Source organism: Niallia tiangongensis (assembly GCF_044704065.1).
In the GTDB taxonomy this organism is placed as follows: Bacteria; Bacillota; Bacilli; order Bacillales; family Cytobacillaceae; genus Niallia; species Niallia tiangongensis.
The window spans coordinates 3,573,236-3,591,494 of the sequence record NZ_CP162613.1; the positions used below are offsets into that span (position 1 = coordinate 3,573,236).

Genomic DNA, 18,259 nt, shown 5'->3' on the forward strand with positions numbered 1-18,259 from the left:
TTTTGATTATCCTTTTACAGACCCTGCAGCTAATCCTTCAACAATCTTATTACTTAATACGATGAAAGCAATTAAAATCGGAATAATGCTTATCATCAAGGTTGCTCCAATAGCTCCCCAATCTGTTAAATATTGACCTACGAAGTTATTAACACCGACCGTTAATGTCTTCCATTTATCTGAACTAATGAACGTATTAACGAATACAAATTCATTCCAGTTATAAATCATATTGATAATGACAACTGTTGCCATAACAGGAGTTGTCATTGGTAGTGTGATTTGAAAGAATATGCGATGAATCGAACAACCATCCATTACAGCTGCTTCTTCTAGTTCACGTGGCAATGCTTGATAGAATCCTAATAAAATCATGATTGTTAGCGGTAGATTAAACGCTGTATACGATAAGATGATTGAAATCGGATTATCAATTAGTTGCAATTGATTAAAGAAACTAAATAATGGAATTAATGTGGAATGCAACGGAATCATGATTCCAACCATAAACAATCCAAGAACAAGTTTACTTAGTTTCCAATGCATTCTTGTAATCGCAAAGGTAACAAAGCTTGCCAAGATTACTGTTAAGACTACCGCTATAACAGTAATCCACACGCTATTAAAGAAATATTGGCTTATGTTCCCTTGTGTCCATACTTTTACATAGTTCCCCCATTGTGGATCTTTTGGAAGAGCAAATGGAGATAAGCCAAACACTTCTTGATTCGTTTTTAAAGAAAAGAAGAATAACCAAACGAGTGGATATATTTGAAAAATGGCAATTATCCCTAGTACTAGATACAAAAATCCGTATCCTATTTTACTTCCAATTGATCCTTTTGTTTTAGGAGATATGGATAAATCAGTTTTATTATTTTTTTGCATTACTACTTCACTCATGATTATCTCTCTCCTTTAGTACTGAGCATCTTCTTTTGATGCTGTTAATTTTTGTATCACCCATGTCATCACTAGACAGATTATTAATAACGCAAATCCAATAGCACTACCGTAGCCAAAATTATATGTTTTAAATGCTTCCTTATACATATAAGATGCCATTACTTCACTAGCACCATTAGGTCCGCCACCAGTCATTACATAGATTAAATCAAAGTATTTTAAAGAACCTACAATTGCTAAGACTATCGTTACTTTTATTACTGGAGCAATCAATGGAAGCTTAATTTTATAAGCAATTTGTAACGGCGTAGCTCCGTCGATTTTAGCTGCCTCAATAATTTCATCTGGCACCCCTTTTAAGGCTGCATAATAAATAATGATATAAAAACCTGCATATTGCCATACTATAGGAATGAATATGGAATATAACACCAAATTCGGATCTGCAAGCCAGATTGGAGTGTTTACCACTCCAAACATTTCTAAAAGTTTGTTCAACATCCCATTTGTTGGATCGAAAATTTTCAACCATAACTGGGCAATCGCCACAGAAGATAATAACATTGGAATTAAGTAAATTTTCCGTAGAAGTCCTGCCCCTTTAATCTTACTTGCTAATATTAACGAGATTACTAGATACGCTACTAGGCTTATTGCAGAAAAAACAGCTAATAACACCGAATGATACGTACTAGTCCAGAACATTTTATCTTTCATGAGCTCTATATAATTATCTAGTCCAATAAAAGTCTTAGCCCCTATACCGTCCCAATCCATTAAGCCATAATATCCTGTTAATACGATAGGAATATAGATCAAAATTAAAATGAGCAACAGTGCAGGGAGCACATATAGAGTGATTACCCATTTGTTCGACATCACATTTTTCATTATTCTGCTCTCCCTCCTTATTGATTTGTAAGGGCTTTGTCAAATGATAGTATTGGTTATTCTAATGAAATTTTTTTATCAAACCAATATTATCGTTTAACAAAGCCTTCTCTTAAAATCAATAATGTAAATATTATAATCAAAAACCAAAATGATTATTTTAAATAGTGGAATCTATCTGTTTCACTATGATAGATTCCACTCCATTTCTTCGTTATTCTTCCTCAGCTAACGCTTGTTCTTGTTTTGCTGTAAATTCTTTTGGTGTTGCCTGACCACCAAATAGTGATTGAATCATATCTAAATGTACTTGAGCAACACTTGAGCTCATTTGAACGTCAGCATATAGTGTTAAGTTGGAAGCTTCTCCTAGATCATTTAAAATATCGATATACATTGGGTCAAGATCGATATTGGAAGTATCCACAACAGTTGCTGGGATAACGCCAGCATCTTTAACAGAGTTTTTGCCCCATTCTTGTACTAGATATGCAACAAAATCTTTTGCTTCCTCTTTTACTTTTGATTTTTCAGAAACAAACAGACCAACACCAGGACCACCTACATAACTGTTAATGTCGCCTTTACCACCTTCATATGTTGGGAACTTAAAGTATCCTACTTTATCTTTAAATTCTTGCGTAACATCTGGGCTTGTTGTATAGTTTGGCAATTCCCAGGTAGCCATTAAATACATAGCTGCTTGCTCATTCATAAAGTACCCTTTTGCCTCATCATTGGATAAACCGTTGAATCCTTTTACAAATCCACCCATATCAACTAATTTTTTTATTTCTTCTGCTGCTTGAACAAGTGCTGGATCTTCAAAGCTTCCACTACGATTAATCGCATTTGTTAATACTTCTGGTCCACCAATTCTATCTGCAAGGTACATGTACCACATAGAACCAGTCCAACGGTCTTTATTTCCTAAAGTAATTGGAGTAACGCCATTATCAGCTAATGTTTTAACAACATTTAAGAACTCATCATATGTCTCAGGAATTTCTAAATTATATTTTTCAAAGATTTCTTTATTGTAATAAACAGGTGTAATATTTAATTCAAGTGGAAGTCCATATGTTTTACCATCCATGGCAAAGGCTTCTGTTGTACCTGCTATAAATTGATCTTTAAAACTGCTATCAACTACATCATCTAATGATGCAAACATTCCACCCTTAACAAATGGCTGCATGTATCCTGCTGCCCATGTCACTCCAACATCTGGTAGCTCATTAGAAGCAGATAATACTTTAATTTTATCTTTATATTGCTCGTTTCCTAGAATCTCCGTTTGGATTTTCACATCCGGATGGTCTTTTTCATACTGCTTAATGATATCGTTTACAATTGTGAACTGAGCTTTTGAACTTCCCTCTGGCCACAAATGCATGAATTTAATAACTGTTTTATCTCCATCATTTGAAGCGTTTTCATTGTTAGAAGAAGTGGATGAAGAACATCCTGCTAAAACTAAAACCATCAATAAAGCAACAGATAGTAGTGCTGACAGTGCTTTTCTATGAAACATTAAAACTACCCCCTATACATCCTATTTATTTATTTCTTTCTTACAAATAAAGTTTAACATTATTGGATATCCCAAAAAAGGTAACAACGATTAGATAAAGTTCAACTTTTTTTAGAAAGCCCTTTCAATATTTGCTTTTCGATAGGCACTTGGTGTTGTCCCTTCTAATTCTTTAAAGATTTTAATAAAATATTTAGCTGTTTTGTATCCTGATTCTTCCGCAATATCAGCAATGGAAAGCTTTGTAGAGATAAGCAAATTTTTAGCATGCTGAATTCTCCTTCTCGTTATATATTCACTAAACGTTAAATGAATTTCTTCCTTGAACAGCACACTAAAATAACTCGGGTTTAAATAAACAAGGTCAGCTACCTCACGTTGATTTAATTCTTCTTTTAAATGCTTATCAATATATTGCAAAGCCTTCTGTATTGGTTCTCTAGCCGATTCATTCGTTACGGTAGCATCAATTAACTTATCATCAACAACTTTTGAAATAATATTGGCTCTTTCTCTATTTTTATCGATCGTAATAGCATCTTCCACTGCTTCTATTAATTTCTTTTTACTTATTGGCTTAAGTAAATAATTAATAACACCTAAACGAAGAGCTTCTTGAGCATACTCAAATTCAGAATAGGCAGAGATAACAATAACCACTGGTAGCTGTTTTTGATCATTTATTGTTTTTAACATGGTTATACCAGTTATTCTCGGCATACGAATATCTGTTATAAGGATGTTTACTTTTTGTTTTTTTATGATGTCAATTGCATCTTCCGCATTTGCTGCCAATAATATTTGAAATTGGCCGTTAGACCAGTTCTCTAATGTTTTTTTAATACCTTCCCTTGATCTTGGCTCATCATCGACAATCAATATTGTTTTCGTATTCATTCTTACATCCCTCCATCTTTTGGAATTTCAAAAGAAATTAATGTTCCTTTATTTTCGATACTTTCAATAATTAGTCCCTTTTGTTGCCTTTCCTGATAATAGAGTGTAAGTCTTTTATATACATTGGAAAGAGCCATTCCCTTGCCTGCTGTAGATGTAATGCCTCCTTTTCCCATTGATTCCTTAATACTTTTTAATTTAGACGCATTGATTCCGATGCCATCATCACAAACACTAACCTTTATTCTGTTATTCTCTTCTGCTTGCTCAACAATAACATCAACTGTACATTGCCCAAGCTTATTCTCTGCTCCATGTAATACAGCATTTTCAACTAATGGCTGTATCAAAAATTTAGGAATTCTTACTTCTTCAAATGCTTTAGGAAGCTTTATATGCCATTTCAACTGCTCTCCAAATCGCATTTTCATTATTTCCATGTAGTCCTCTATATGTTCGATTTCATCTTTTATACGTACCCACTCCTCCTCTGAGGAACGAGAGATAGTATATCGAAATAAATTAGACATAGTAACAACAAGTTCAGCTAGCTCTTCCTCATCGTTCTCTTCTAATGTCCAATGAAGGGCATCTAAAGTATTAAATAAAAAATGAGGATTGATCTGAGCTTGCAGTGCTCTTAATTCACTTCTGCTCCGAATAATTTCCTTTTGATATACCATTGTGATTAAATGATTGGTTTCTTTTACAAGCTGATTATATGTACTGTTTAATTCATTTATTTCATTAACAGAAGAGATATTTGGTGTCAGCGGTAAGGAACCTTCACTTGCAAATCTCATCGTATTTGTTAACCGAATAATTGGTCTAGTAATAATATTGGATAGAAAAAAAGAGCAGACGAAATATATTAGTAGTCCAATTAATCCAGCTAAAAGGATGCTTGTTCGTACCACAGTTATTCCTTCTGTTAACGTATTGAAGGGAGTTAGGATTAGTACTGTCCAACCAGTGACATAGGAAAAATTCTTGGTAATCATGTAATCCTTTTCATTTATTCGAACAATTTTTTTATCACTTTCCACGATTGACTCACTTGATTGCTCAAAATTTGTAATAATCGGTTTATTTGTTTCATCTAAAAGCATAAAATATTGATTCGTTTCATCTGTAAGCGCTTGATTTGCAAACTTGAAATAATTATCATAAATACTAAAAAGTAGATATCCTCCATTTGTAAAACTTCGGTTAATAAGATTTACCCTTCTTATAGCAAGAAAATAATTGCTATCATTAGGATCCTCTCCAATCCAAACAAGACTTCCTTTTGCGTCATCCGCCTTTTTTACCCAACTTGCATCAAGACTAGTCATTAAATTGGCATCATCCAGAGGTAAAATCCGTGTTTGATTACTAGTAAATAATTGAAAGGAAAAGATACCATCTGAATTAGCTGTTATTGTATTGACTGTTCCCATCAATTCTTGCTTTTCTTGAAAAGCTACATGCCTTTGATCATATTCCCTAGTTAAAAGGTTTTGTACTTTGTCATTCGTGGCTACTAGCTTCGATGCCATATTTAATTGTTCATATAAGGTTTCGATTCTACCATTTGCTTCGATTGCTACTTGCTGAATTTGTTTTTCTGCATTATTTTCTAATAAAGAGGACACTTGATTAAATATTAATGTACTGACAAATAAAAGAACGACTATCATAACAGATAAAAAAACAAACAAAATTTGATTCCTTAATGTATTCCATTTTCTTAATAAATTGAACATCTTTTTTTCGCCCTTCTCTTTATTTGCACCATTATTATACCAAAAAATCACCAACTTTGTTTATTCATTAACAAATAAACAAAATTTCCATACTGTTTTTTAAGATTTTATAAAAATTGGTGGGATTACACGGAGCCTAAAATAATTTTCAATATAAAATTTAGAACAAGCCCTTTATGCAAAAAAAACTTACGCGGAATAAATAACACCAACCATGTTTATGAGTTATAATAGACTTATAAATTATTTAAGTTGGTGTTTATTTATGCGTACAAAAAATCGGTTAAATCCAGTTGAATCTATTTACTATACTCCTGAGATTACACATTGCCCTAAATGTGAAGGCAAATTAACATACTGTCATCCTGTATGGCGGAAAACCATCTCTACTCTTAAAGGTGAATTTAAAGTAATCAATCTAGGTTACAGATGCGAAAATAACTCCTGTGATAATCATATCGTTTATCGCTCTGCAGAGGCTGAACAACTCAGTATGAAACATATTACATATGGAATGGATGTCATTGCTCATATTGGTCATTTACGCTTTAAAGAACATAAAACACGATTAGAAATTACCGACATACTAACGGAGAAGCAGATTAAAATCTCTGAAAGACAGGTTCAAAAACTCTATGAACGCTACGCGTTACTACTTAGGTCATCTGTCGAAGAGAACACGAAAGAAATTTTAGAGAAAGTCGTAGAAGAAAGTGACGGATTAATCCTTTCTATTGATGGCGTTCAACCTGAAAAAGGAAACGAAACACTTTATGTAATCCGTGAGGTACTAAGTGGAACTGTCCTAGCTGCACACAATCTAAAGAGTAGTGCATCTCAAGAATTGGTTGGGATTATTCAACCCATCATTAATTGGGGTTACCCAATTCAAGGGTTTATTAGTGATGGGCAACAGTCAATCCGTTTAGCGATTGAGAAAGTCGCACCAAACATTCCATATCAGTATTGTCAGTTCCATTACTTTAAGGATATTGCCAAACCATTAGTGGAAAAGGACCGAAAGTTAAAGACAAATATTAAAAAGAAGCTAAGGGGAATTCGAGATATCGAGAGAAAAATAGAAGAATCCCCTTCAGAAAGCTTAGAAGATGAAATCGCAAGTGATTATGTGGCAGCCATTCGCTCCGTATTACTGGAAGATGGTAAGCCCCCGTTTGAATTACCTGGTACTCGAGTCTATGAACGAACAAAATCAATCAAAGACTCGATTGAAAAATGCCTGGATAAAAAAGGGGACTCTTTTACTTGAAAAGCTATTCAGAATAGTCAGTAATGTTGATAACTTTAACTCAGATTATCAACTTGTGAAACGTTGGGACCTGCGTTTTAAACGGATTGCCACTATTATGGAGCCATCTGAAAATAAAACAAGTTCTTGGGTCGAAAATAGACTAAAACAGTATCTAGATCATATTAAAAAAGAGCTTAATCGGGAAGAGGATCATGCGTTTGTGGATAATCTTTTAAGATATAGTAATGGCTTTTGGAAAGGACTTTTTACTATATACGATTTCCCTCTCTTACCTAGGACGAACAATGATTTAGAACTATTCTTTAGACGTACAAAAGTAAGGCATAGGCGAATAACTGGTAGTCGAACTTGGAATCGTTATATTGTTCGTCATGGTGAAAACATTGTTTTTGTTGAAGGTGTTACAGATGAACGAGACGGTTTGAATAAGATAAGGAAAGCTGACTATTCTACCTATAAGAACGAAGCTAATAAGTGGAATAACCGGATACTTGAACACACAAAACAGAGAAGGTTTAAAAAGGACCCAAATGCATATTTACTCAATATTGAGAGCAAATGGAACGAGCACAACTAACCTATTGTGTTAGTTGTGCCGTCTAAGAAAAAAAAGAGTCTAGCTAATTACTTTTGTAAGAAGTTTAGACTCTTCTCTCAATCCCTATTTATTCCAACCTTAAACTCAGTAATACACAACCGCAAGCTTATGAAAATTCGAGGAAGATAAATGGGGGATGAAGGAAAACCTCACTGATGGGAAGTTTCACTTTATTATCATCCAATCCTTTTAGTCTATATTAATGAATAATGGTAACTCTATTTTTTTTTTGGAGCTTTCTTTGTATTCCTCTCATTAGTAGATTCTTACCAATTTTTCTTGTAGGAGGAAATAGGATAACAGCACCTATAATATCTGTAATAAATCCAGGAAACAACAATAAAAATCCGCCAATTAGAACACAAAAACTATCTAAAATTGCATCTCCTGGCATCATTCCCTGATTTAATTGAACTTGAACATTGCGAATCGCCTTTAATCCCTGTTTCTTTAGTAATATGCCGCCAAGAATTCCTGTTCCTATTGCAATAAATATTGTTTCTGCTATTCCAATAATATTTCCAGCTAAAAGAAAGATCACCAGCTCAATAAGCGGTACTAGTAGCAAGCAAATAATAAAATTCCGCAAGTTGTCACCATCCTCATCTGTAATGCATTTCTTTCATTATACCTTTTTTCCATTAAAGCTGATAGTAGACAGCATATGTTTCCCTTTTCTGTCTCTTGTTAAATAATGTTATTTCCTCTTTTAATAGATACATGTTCGCACCAATAAGAATACTCGTCTCTCTTATTCGAAAACAACCATAAAAAAAGAAGAATATCCATTGCAATAAATTCAAGCAAGGATATTCTTCCTATTTTATTTTATCAATTCATTATTATAGTACGCTAGCATGTCCGCTATAAATGTAACCACTGCGAGAATCAACAGTAATATCTAGTCCATCTTTTAAGATACTTGTTGCATTTTCTACTCCTACGACAACAGGGATCCCAATGTTTAAGCCTACAACAGCTGCATGGCTTGTTAAACCGCCTTCTTCGACAATTAATGCACTACACTTTTCTAATGCAGGTACCATATCGCGGTCCGTTGCGTTTGTAACAAGAATCGAACCAGCTTTAACTTTATCTAGTGCTTCTTTTGCACTAGTAGCAATTACAGCTTTACCGAAAGCTGTTTTACGGCCAATTCCTTGTCCTTTAGCAAGTACATCGCCAATTACATGAATTTTCATAATGTTTGTTGTACCTGCTTCTCCAACAGGAAGACCTGCTGTAATAACTACTAAATCACCATGTGTAACAATAGAGCTGTTAACACCTTCTTGAACTGCTACATCCAGCATTTCATCTGTTGATTCTGATTTTTGGCTTAAGCGTGGATATACTCCCCAAACTAGCGCTAATTGTCTTTGAATTCTAGCATCATATGTTACAGCGACAATTGGAGCTTCTGGGCGATATTTAGAAATCATTCTTGCAGTGTGACCGCTACCAGTTGGGGTGATTACTGCTTTTACTTCTAAATTTAATGCTGTATGAGCAACAGATTGTCCGATTGAATCAGTAATAGAATGCTCAGAATCCTTGCTGCGTTTAGATAATATTTCTTTATAATTTAGTGCTTCTTCTGCTCTTGAAGCAATATTGTTCATCGTTTGTACAGCTTCCACTGGATATGATCCTGCTGCTGTTTCACCTGAAAGCATAATTGCATCTGTACCATCAAAGATTGCATTTGCTACGTCACTTGCTTCTGCACGAGTAGGACGTGGATTACGTTGCATAGAATCTAGCATTTGAGTTGCAGTAATAACAGGCTTTCCTAAAGTATTACATTTTTTAATTAATAATTTTTGCACTAATGGTACTTCCTCAGCTGGAATTTCTACCCCTAAATCACCACGAGCAACCATTAAACCATCAGAAACCTCTAAAATCTCATCAATATTATCCACACCTTCTTGATTTTCAATCTTAGGAATAATGTGGATATGAGATGCATTATTATCCTCTAATAATTGCTTGATTTCTAAAACATCAGATGCACGGCGTACGAAAGATGCTGCAATAAAATCAATTCCTTGTTCAATACCAAAACGAATATCATTTGCATCTTTTTCAGTCATACCAGGAAGCTTTACAGCTACGCCAGGAACGTTTACACCTTTTTTATTTTTTAATGTTCCTGAATTTAAAATTTTTGTATGTATTTCACCAGCTGATTTGTCTACTTTCGTTACTTCTAGACCAATTAAGCCATCATCCAATAGAATTTTACTACCTGATTCAACATCATCAATTAACCCTTCATAAGTAACAGAGAATTTTTCTGTAGTACCTTCAACTTCTGTCATAGAAACGATGATATCATTTCCTGCAACTAATTCAATTGCGCCATCTTTCATGTTGTTTGTTCTGATTTCTGGACCTTTCGTATCTAAAAGGATCGCAATATTGTTTCCAGTAATCTCTGCTGCTTCACGAATATTTTTTATTCTAGCACCATGCTCTTCAAAATCACCATGAGAAAAGTTAAGGCGAGCAACATTCATTCCAGCTTCCATTAATTGCGTTAATTTTTCCACACTTTCACTTGCAGGACCAATAGTACATACAATCTTCGTTTTACGCATTAATAATACCTCCGATAAATATTAGTAAAAAAATAATAGCTAACTTCACAGCATTTTAGGAATTTATGAGTTATCTGTACCATAGAATGTACTAAATAATCATAAATCCCTATCGATTTATTAAATAGATAATTCTTTTGATAAGTGATATAAATTATTATCAATCGTATGTTTACGCGCTAAAGCTTCAATGATATCATAATCAACCAGTTGATTTTTCTCGATACCTACAGCTCTTCCACCTTTACCTTCTACAAGAAGCTCAACTGCATAAGCCCCTAGGCGGCTCGCTAATACACGGTCTTGAGCAGTAGGTGAACCACCACGCTGCATATGACCTAATACAGATACACGTGTATCAAAGTCGGTGTTTTCTTCGATTAATTTACCAATTTCAACACCACTTGCAACACCTTCAGCTACGACAATAATACTATGTTTTTTGCCGCGTTCTTGGCCTTTTTTCAATCTGCCAACAATTTCTTCTAAATTAAAGCCTTCTTCAGGGATAAGAATTGTTTCAGCACCACCAGCTAAACCAGCCCATAATGCGATATCGCCAGCATTTCTTCCCATAACTTCAATAATAAATGTTCTTTCATGAGAAGTTGCAGTATCACGGATTTTATCAATTGCATCAATAACTGTGTTTAATGCAGTATCAAAGCCAATTGTAAATTCTGTGCCTGGTATATCATTATCAATTGTACCAGGAACGCCAACGCAAGGATAGCCTTGTTCTGTAAGCGCCTTCGCACCCATATAAGATCCGTCTCCGCCAATAACAACAAGACCATCAATATTATGTTTTTTTAATTGCTCAATTCCTTTTTGTTGTCCCTCTTTTGTTTTGAATTCTTCACAACGTGCAGAAAAAAGGAATGTTCCACCACGATGGATTATATCACCAACAGAACCAACTTCTAGCTTTCTGAAGTTGCCGCTAATTAGTCCAGCATAACCACCTATAACTCCATATACTTCTACTCCATGAAAAATCGCTTTCCGAACTACCGCTCTAACGGCCGCATTCATTCCAGGTGCGTCACCGCCACTTGTTAATACACCAATTCTTTTAACTGTCATTTCCTCACCTCATAATTTCATTAACAAATAAATTATGTAGCATAACATACATATACTATTATATAACAAATTATCTGTCTGCAACATTTTTCACAAAATTTACATATATAATCTATGTAATGCTAACTTTTGTAAATTAATCTAGAAATTACTTATTCTCTATTAATTCCCCTTACTTTTACCCAATTATCCATTAAACAATTCTACCATATCATGAAGGATCGCGCATCTCAACTTAATCTGAGAAAAAAATAAAAGACGGAATAATCAGCAAAATGAAACCGTTTTATTATGATCCGTTTTTTAGGTTTTTCCCTATATTTAAAACTTTAAACCATTTAACTACTATTTGATAAACAGTACCAAAAAAAATCATTTTAACAATTTTATTATGAACATTTCACTCTTTTTTATGTATAAAGTTTTCGGCATATTAATGTAAAGTTAATTTTTACCTTTTAACAGTTATTTTATACTTCCTTCCAAAGATAGTATAAAACCCAAAAAGTTTTTCAAGTAATTCCATCAAAAAAACTGTAGACCATTTTTTCTATGTCTACAGTTTAAATCTCTTGTTATAGGGTGTTATTAACTGTTTTTATATGCTCCGATATTTTTGAACTTAGCATAGCGATGATTCACAAGTTCTTCCTTTGTCATCCCTTTTAATTCTTTAAGAGAGGTATATAAAACCTCATCGATTTGCTCCGCTTGTTCTTTTATATCATGATGTGCTCCACCTTTGACTTCTTTAATAATAGAATCAATGATACCTAATTCTTTTAAGTCTGGGGCAGTAATCTTCATTTTTTCAGCAGCTTGTTTTGCCTGTCCAGCATCTTTCCATAAAATAGATGCCGCTCCTTCAGGAGTAATAACCGAGTATGTGGAATTCTCCAGCATATGGATATGGTTACCAACACCAAGAGCTAAGGCTCCACCACTACCACCTTCTCCAATTACTATACAGACAATAGGAACTTGCATCGATGCCATTTCAAATAAATTTTTGGCAATTGCTTCACTTTGTCCTCTTTCTTCAGCAGCTTTACCAGGATATGCACCTTTTGTATCAATGAAACAAATAATTGGACGATTAAACTTATCTGCTTGCTTCATTAAACGAAGCGCTTTTCGATACCCCTCTGGATGCGGCATTCCAAAATTCCTGCGAATATTCTCCTTAGTGTCTTTGCCTCTTTGATGACCGACAATTGTAACGGGTAATCCTTTGTATTTTGCAATTCCACCTACGATTGCCTCATCATCTCCAAAGCCTCTATCTCCATGCAACTCGATAAAATCTGTAAATAAACAAGAAATATAATCAAGGGTCGTCGGTCTATTAGGGTGTCTAGCAATTTGAACCCTATCCCAAGGTTTCATATTATCATAGACATCTTTTTCAAGTTTTTTCAAACGAATTTCCAATTTTTCAATCTCCGTGCTTAAATCAACATTCGCATGCTCTGAAAAATCCTTCAACTCTTTAATCTTATCTTTCAATTCATTTATTGGCTTATCAAAATCTAATCCTACCACTGTAAGTCACCACCAGTTTGATGCATTTCAAGCACTAAGCTAAGCTTTTCTTTTAATTCTAATCTAGGTATTACTGCATCTAATTGACCATGTTTTAGTAAAAATTCTGCCGTTTGGAAGTCCTCAGGAAGCTCCTCCCCAATCGTTTGTTCAATAATCCGACGTCCCGCAAAGCCAATTAACGCACCAGGTTCAGCAAAATTATAGTCTCCAAGTGAGGCGAAGCTTGCTGAAACACCTCCTGTGGTTGGGTGTGTCATTATCGTAATATATAAACCGCCATTATCACTAAATCGTTTTAATGCCGTACTCGTTTTAGCCATTTGCATCAGACTTAGGACGCCTTCCTGCATTCTTGCTCCACCTGAAGCAGTAAAAATGATAAACGGTATAGAAAGCTGGTCTGCCTTTTCGATAGCAAGGGTTATTTTTTCTCCAACTACTGATCCCATACTTCCCATTCGGAAAGAAGAATCCATTACTGCTATCACTACTTTATTTCCATTTATTTCGCCAGTACCAGTAACAACCGCTTCATTCATATTCGTTTTCTGAATATCTCCAGCAATCTTATCCTCATAGCCAGGAAAATGTAAAGGATTGCCTGTTTTCATATCCTCATTTAACTCCATAAAAGTTACTTCATCAAGGACACTATTCATTCTTTCAAAAGCTTTCATTGGTAAATGAAAACCACAGTTCAGGCAAACCTTTAGATTCTTCTGTAACTCACGTGTATACATTATTTTCTTACAATTAGAACATTTTGTCATTATACCTTCTGGCACTTCATTTTTTGATAATTCTGAAGGCAACGTTGCATATTTAAGCTTTTTTGATTTCGAAAATATCCCCTTAATCAATATGGAAACCTCCCCATAAGTAACAATTTAGATTTGAATCGGATTCCTGTCATTTCCATGCACCATTATTCATTTAAAGTTATTGTACTTACTATACACACTCCATAATTTCATTTGATCCCTATTGTTTAATGCATCTAAAAGATGGAGGTAATCCTCCCTCTCCCATTCTTTTGTAGGAATCGCTAATGAGTGATAATAGTCATTCAAAATCATCCATAAACGATGGACCAAGAAATTATCGGCCATTTTAATTATTTGAAAAAAAAATTCACTCTCTGATACTTCTTGTTCGTTAACCCAACGTTTTAAATGTTTTATTTCATCTTCTGCTATTTTTTCCATCGCAATATATAGAGCGTTTAATTGAATATAATTTTTCGTCTCCAAAACGTCTTGCTTAGCTTTATCATTCTGCAATATAAATGTACTGATCAATTCTACTAATTTATGACCTTGAAAATCACGAAGAAAGGTTCCTTCGCCTTTTCTTGTTTCAATAAGTCCAAGTAGCTCTAATGCTCTTAAGGCTTCCCTAATGGACGACCTTCCTGCTCGAAGGGTTTCACTTAATACCCGCTCAGATGGAAGCTTGTCCCCAGGCTTTAGACCATTCTGATCAATCATTTCTCGTAAATTATTTACGATATCCACATATAACTTGGATTCCTTTGAAGATGATTCATTCACCTTATGTCATCACTCACTTCTTTCTTGCCCTAATAAGGCAATAGTTATTAGAAAATAAATAAAGTATAAGTACAAAATAATCCAATTCAAAAAATTCCGCTAAGTGGTCTGACCAGTTAGCTTATTAAACAATATACTATCTTTTAAAAGTTGTAAAGTTTTATTCGGCTAAGATAACTTGATTAGCACCAAGCAGAGCAGATAATTCAGCGATGCATTCCTTACTTGGAGAAATTTTATATTCTTCTTTTAAAACAATATTTTTTCCTGTTTCTTCATAATGAATAATAACCGGTGTGGCTCCTGGGAATTTTCTAATAATAGCCAGAAGCTCAGCTTTTTGGTTCATCATTTTTTCCTCATTCATAACTTTAATAAATAACTTATGATCTTTTTTAGGAAGTGATTGGACTATCTTTCCCATCGATTGAACTATTTGAATAACTAATTGTTTCGTTCCATTTCTGTCTTCACATTTTCCTTCCATATAGATCGTCTCACCTATTTTTAGCAGTTCTTGATATTTTTTAAAGACTAGAGGAAAAATTACTCCTTGAATGTCTCCACTTTGGTCACTTAACTGTATAAATGCCATGGGTTCACCTTTTTTTGTGCGTATAGCATTTAATTCTGTTATATATACAATACATCTTAGTTTCTTGCCTGTTTCTATTTCATTAATAGGAGTAGTTTGTAAAGCGGCATAATACTGCTTATAAATAGATACTGGGTGGTCTGATAAGTAAAAACCCAACGCATCTTTTTCTAATGCTAATTTATCCTCGACTTTAAGTGGTTCCACTTCTACATATTTCGGCTTGAAAAAGAAATCGTCCTCACTAAATAAATCGTTCTGCTCTGCGTCCTCTGGGTGAACTAACTGTGCATGCTGAATCGCCACATCAATGGTAGCAAGCAGTGTAGCACGGTCTTGGCCAAATTCATCAAAGCTTCCTGAATAGATTAGCATTTCCATCACTTTTCTATTAATCGTCTTAGGAGAGACACGAATACAAAAATCAAATAAATCCTCAAATTTTTTCTGTTTTCTTGCCTTTAATATTTCTTTCATTACATTTCCGCCAATACCTTTTATCGCTACTAAACTATAACGAATTTTGTTCTTTTCGACACGGAAAAAGTAATTACTTTGGTTAATGGATGGTGGAGACACTTCGATATTCATCTGTTTTAATTCTTGAATATATTGAAGTATTTTCCCTGTATTCCCAATAGACGATGTCAATAATGCAGCCATAAAATATAGTGGATAATTAGCTTTTAAATAAGCAAGCTGATAAGCAATCATACTATATGCTACTGCATGGCTTCTATTAAAACCATAATTAGCAAATCGTACTATTAACTCATATATTTCATTCGCTGTTTTCTCGTGATATCCTTTTCTTTCGGCACCTTTTACGAAATGAATCTTTTCTTGTTCCAGAATATCTTTTTGTTTCTTGCTCACAGCTCTTCTTAACAAATCCGCCTCTCCTAGCGAAAAACCAGCCATTCTTGAAGCGATTTGCATAATTTGCTCTTGATAAACAATAACTCCATATGTGCTGCTTAATATTTCTTCTAAATCAGGATGATAATAGTTAATCGACTCTTTGCCATGTTTTCTATTGATGTAATGAGGTATATTCTCCATTGGTCCTGGGCGGTAAAGTGCATTAACGGCTACAATGTCTTCAAAATCAGTTGGCTGTAACCTTTTTAACACGTTACGCATTCCTTCTGACTCCAACTGGAATATCCCAGTTGTCTCCCCTTTACTTAAAAGCTTGAACACAGCTGGATCATCAACCGGTATTTTTCTTATATCAATCCTTTTTTTTGCTGCTTTGTAAATCATATCAAGAATCGATTCCATAAAAGAAAGATTTCTTAATCCAAGGAAGTCCATTTTTAATAAACCAAGTTCTTCTAAATATTCCATGCTATACTGTGTTAAGTAAATATCTTCATGCCCACTTTGAATCGGAATAATTTCAACAAGCGGTTGTTGACTAAGGACTACGCCTGCAGCATGAGTAGATGTGTGCCTTGGAAGCCCTTCGATTTTACAAGCGGTATCAAATAGTTTTTTATTACGAGGAGATGATGCAATAAATTGCTGTAAACGTATTGATTCTTGATAGCTTTGTTTAAGATTGATTCCTAGTTTGGATGGAATCATCCTTGAAAGTTCATCCAACTCTTTTACAGATAAACCAAACGCTCGGCCAACATCTCGCAAGGCAGCTTTAGCAGCAAGCGTCCCAAAGGTAATTATCTGCGCAACATGAAGCTCTCCATATTTATTTTTCACGTATGAAATAATTTTTTCCCGCTTATTATCTGGAAAATCAATATCGATATCCGGCATCGAAATTCTCTCTGGATTCAAAAATCTTTCAAAAAGCAATTGATACTTAATAGGATCTACATCTGTAATATGTAAAACATAGGCAACAATCGATCCAGCAGCCGATCCCCTACCAGGACCTGTTAGAACACCATTTTCTCGTGCATACTTCATAAAATCCCAAACAATTAAGAAATAGTCACTGTAATTCATTTTGCCAATGATCTCAAGTTCGTATTCCAACCGTGCTTTATGTTCTGGAGAAGGATCTGAATATCTTTCATATAATCCAGCAATACATAATTCTTTCAAATAGCTTAGTGCATTTTTGCCTGCAGGTACAGTATATTTGGGCAAAGTAGCAAGCATACCGTCCATCTCTATTTGGCAAGATTCTCCTACATTCCAAGTATTCTCAAGAATATCTGGAACATCATTTAAGAGTTCTATCATTTCCTCTTTATTTTTTAAATAATGTTGATTGGAATTCCATTCATTTTGCTCTAAATCTGATAGCTTTTCGCCGTTTTTGATTGCCTTTAAGCATTCAAAAGCAAAATGATCCTCTTCCTTGAGGTAAAATACATTATTCGTTGCTACCAGCTTCACTTCTTCTTCGATAGCTAATTTCCTTAACTGTTCATTTAGCGTTTTCTCTAAGGACAAACCATGTCTTTGAATAGATAAGAAGCATTGGCCTGGTTCAAAAATGGACTTCCATAACAATAATGTATTTCGTGCTGATTCAGTGTCACCCTTCAGAAAATTTTGTTCAATCTCTCCCTCGGATCCAGGTGAAATTGCTATCAAGCCTTTTGCGTAATGCTTTAGCCACTTCACAGGAATTCCCTGTGGATTTTTTGTTTGAATGGCACTTGTAATTTTTAATAAATTTTTAAATCCAAGACTATTTCTAGCTAATAAGACTAATGGATAGGCATTTTCTTTTTCCCATTCACTTATTACATCTACTGTTAGCCCGATAATCGGTTTTATTCCTTGCTTCAATGCTTCTTTATAAAAAGAAGCTGCACCATACATAACATTACGATCGGTTAATGCGATGGAATGATAGCCTTGTATTTTAGCATTGCTGACTAGCTCTTTTATCGAAAGAGTACTAGATAAAAGACTATATGCACTAGAAACTTGAAGATGTACAAAAGACATAAATTCACCACTTTTCATGTTTTTTTATTTCCTGTTAACAGGAGAATATATTGTTAAAACTCTATTCCTTTTAGAATGTCGATTTTTTTAAACGAAGCTCTTCGTTTA

General features: G+C 34.3%; 14 protein-coding genes. 2 read left to right on the forward strand and 12 right to left on the reverse strand.

Going from position 1 to position 18,259, the window contains the following annotated elements; translation table 11 throughout:
* Positions 1-6 precede the first annotated feature (6 nt).
* The 5 genes from AB3U99_RS17170 to AB3U99_RS17190 all read right to left on the reverse strand — a co-directional run bounded on the left by AB3U99_RS17170 (position 7) and on the right by AB3U99_RS17190 (position 5,973).
* Positions 7-903, reverse strand: coding sequence for a carbohydrate ABC transporter permease (locus AB3U99_RS17170; protein WP_400242758.1), 897 nt, complete (start codon positions 901-903; stop codon positions 7-9).
* A gap of 15 nt (positions 904-918) precedes the next feature.
* The gene (locus tag AB3U99_RS17175; protein ID WP_400242759.1) at positions 919-1,797 is read right to left on the reverse strand and encodes a carbohydrate ABC transporter permease; all 879 of its coding nucleotides are present in this window, start codon (positions 1,795-1,797) and stop codon (positions 919-921) included.
* A gap of 214 nt (positions 1,798-2,011) precedes the next feature.
* Positions 2,012-3,331 (reverse strand): extracellular solute-binding protein, encoded by a 1,320-nt coding sequence (locus AB3U99_RS17180; RefSeq protein ID WP_400242760.1) that lies wholly within the window; start codon positions 3,329-3,331, stop codon positions 2,012-2,014.
* Between the two features lie 111 nt (positions 3,332-3,442).
* The gene (locus tag AB3U99_RS17185; protein WP_400242761.1) at positions 3,443-4,228 is read right to left on the reverse strand and encodes a response regulator; all 786 of its coding nucleotides are present in this window, start codon (positions 4,226-4,228) and stop codon (positions 3,443-3,445) included.
* A 2-nt stretch (positions 4,229-4,230) separates the two neighbouring features.
* Positions 4,231-5,973, reverse strand: a complete 1,743-nt coding sequence (locus AB3U99_RS17190) for a sensor histidine kinase (RefSeq protein ID WP_400242762.1) — start codon at positions 5,971-5,973, stop codon at positions 4,231-4,233.
* A gap of 265 nt (positions 5,974-6,238) precedes the next feature.
* Here AB3U99_RS17190 and AB3U99_RS17195 point away from each other — a divergent pair, with 265 nt between their 5' ends.
* Both AB3U99_RS17195 and AB3U99_RS17200 read left to right on the forward strand, forming a co-directional pair.
* Complete coding sequence (locus AB3U99_RS17195) at positions 6,239-7,243, forward strand: transposase (RefSeq protein WP_400242607.1); 1,005 nt, start codon at positions 6,239-6,241, stop codon at positions 7,241-7,243.
* Positions 7,173-7,823: a hypothetical protein gene (locus AB3U99_RS17200; RefSeq protein WP_400242608.1), complete on the forward strand. Its 651-nt coding sequence runs from the start codon at positions 7,173-7,175 to the stop codon at positions 7,821-7,823. Before AB3U99_RS17195 ends, AB3U99_RS17200 begins: the two co-directional genes overlap by 71 nt.
* A 220-nt stretch (positions 7,824-8,043) precedes the next feature.
* Here AB3U99_RS17200 and AB3U99_RS17205 read toward each other — a convergent pair whose 3' ends face one another.
* The 7 genes from AB3U99_RS17205 to dnaE all read right to left on the reverse strand — a co-directional run bounded on the left by AB3U99_RS17205 (position 8,044) and on the right by dnaE (position 18,169).
* The gene (locus AB3U99_RS17205; RefSeq protein WP_400242763.1) at positions 8,044-8,433 is read right to left on the reverse strand and encodes an FxsA family protein; all 390 of its coding nucleotides are present in this window, start codon (positions 8,431-8,433) and stop codon (positions 8,044-8,046) included.
* Positions 8,434-8,686: 253 nt separating this feature from the next.
* Positions 8,687-10,447: a pyruvate kinase gene (gene pyk, locus AB3U99_RS17210; RefSeq protein WP_400242764.1), complete on the reverse strand. Its 1,761-nt coding sequence runs from the start codon at positions 10,445-10,447 to the stop codon at positions 8,687-8,689.
* Between the two features lie 120 nt (positions 10,448-10,567).
* Complete coding sequence (gene pfkA / locus AB3U99_RS17215; protein WP_400242765.1) at positions 10,568-11,533, reverse strand: 6-phosphofructokinase; 966 nt, start codon at positions 11,531-11,533, stop codon at positions 10,568-10,570.
* A gap of 588 nt (positions 11,534-12,121) precedes the next feature.
* Complete coding sequence (accA, locus tag AB3U99_RS17220) at positions 12,122-13,075, reverse strand: acetyl-CoA carboxylase carboxyl transferase subunit alpha (RefSeq protein ID WP_400242766.1); 954 nt, start codon at positions 13,073-13,075, stop codon at positions 12,122-12,124.
* Positions 13,069-13,938, reverse strand: a complete 870-nt coding sequence (gene accD, locus AB3U99_RS17225) for an acetyl-CoA carboxylase, carboxyltransferase subunit beta (protein ID WP_400242767.1) — start codon at positions 13,936-13,938, stop codon at positions 13,069-13,071. Before accD ends, accA begins: the two co-directional genes overlap by 7 nt.
* A gap of 69 nt (positions 13,939-14,007) precedes the next feature.
* Positions 14,008-14,628: a FadR/GntR family transcriptional regulator gene (locus AB3U99_RS17230; RefSeq protein WP_400242768.1), complete on the reverse strand. Its 621-nt coding sequence runs from the start codon at positions 14,626-14,628 to the stop codon at positions 14,008-14,010.
* Positions 14,629-14,788: 160 nt separating this feature from the next.
* Positions 14,789-18,169, reverse strand: coding sequence for a DNA polymerase III subunit alpha (gene dnaE / locus AB3U99_RS17235; RefSeq protein ID WP_400242769.1), 3,381 nt, complete (start codon positions 18,167-18,169; stop codon positions 14,789-14,791).
* Between the last annotated feature and the right edge of the window lie 90 nt (positions 18,170-18,259).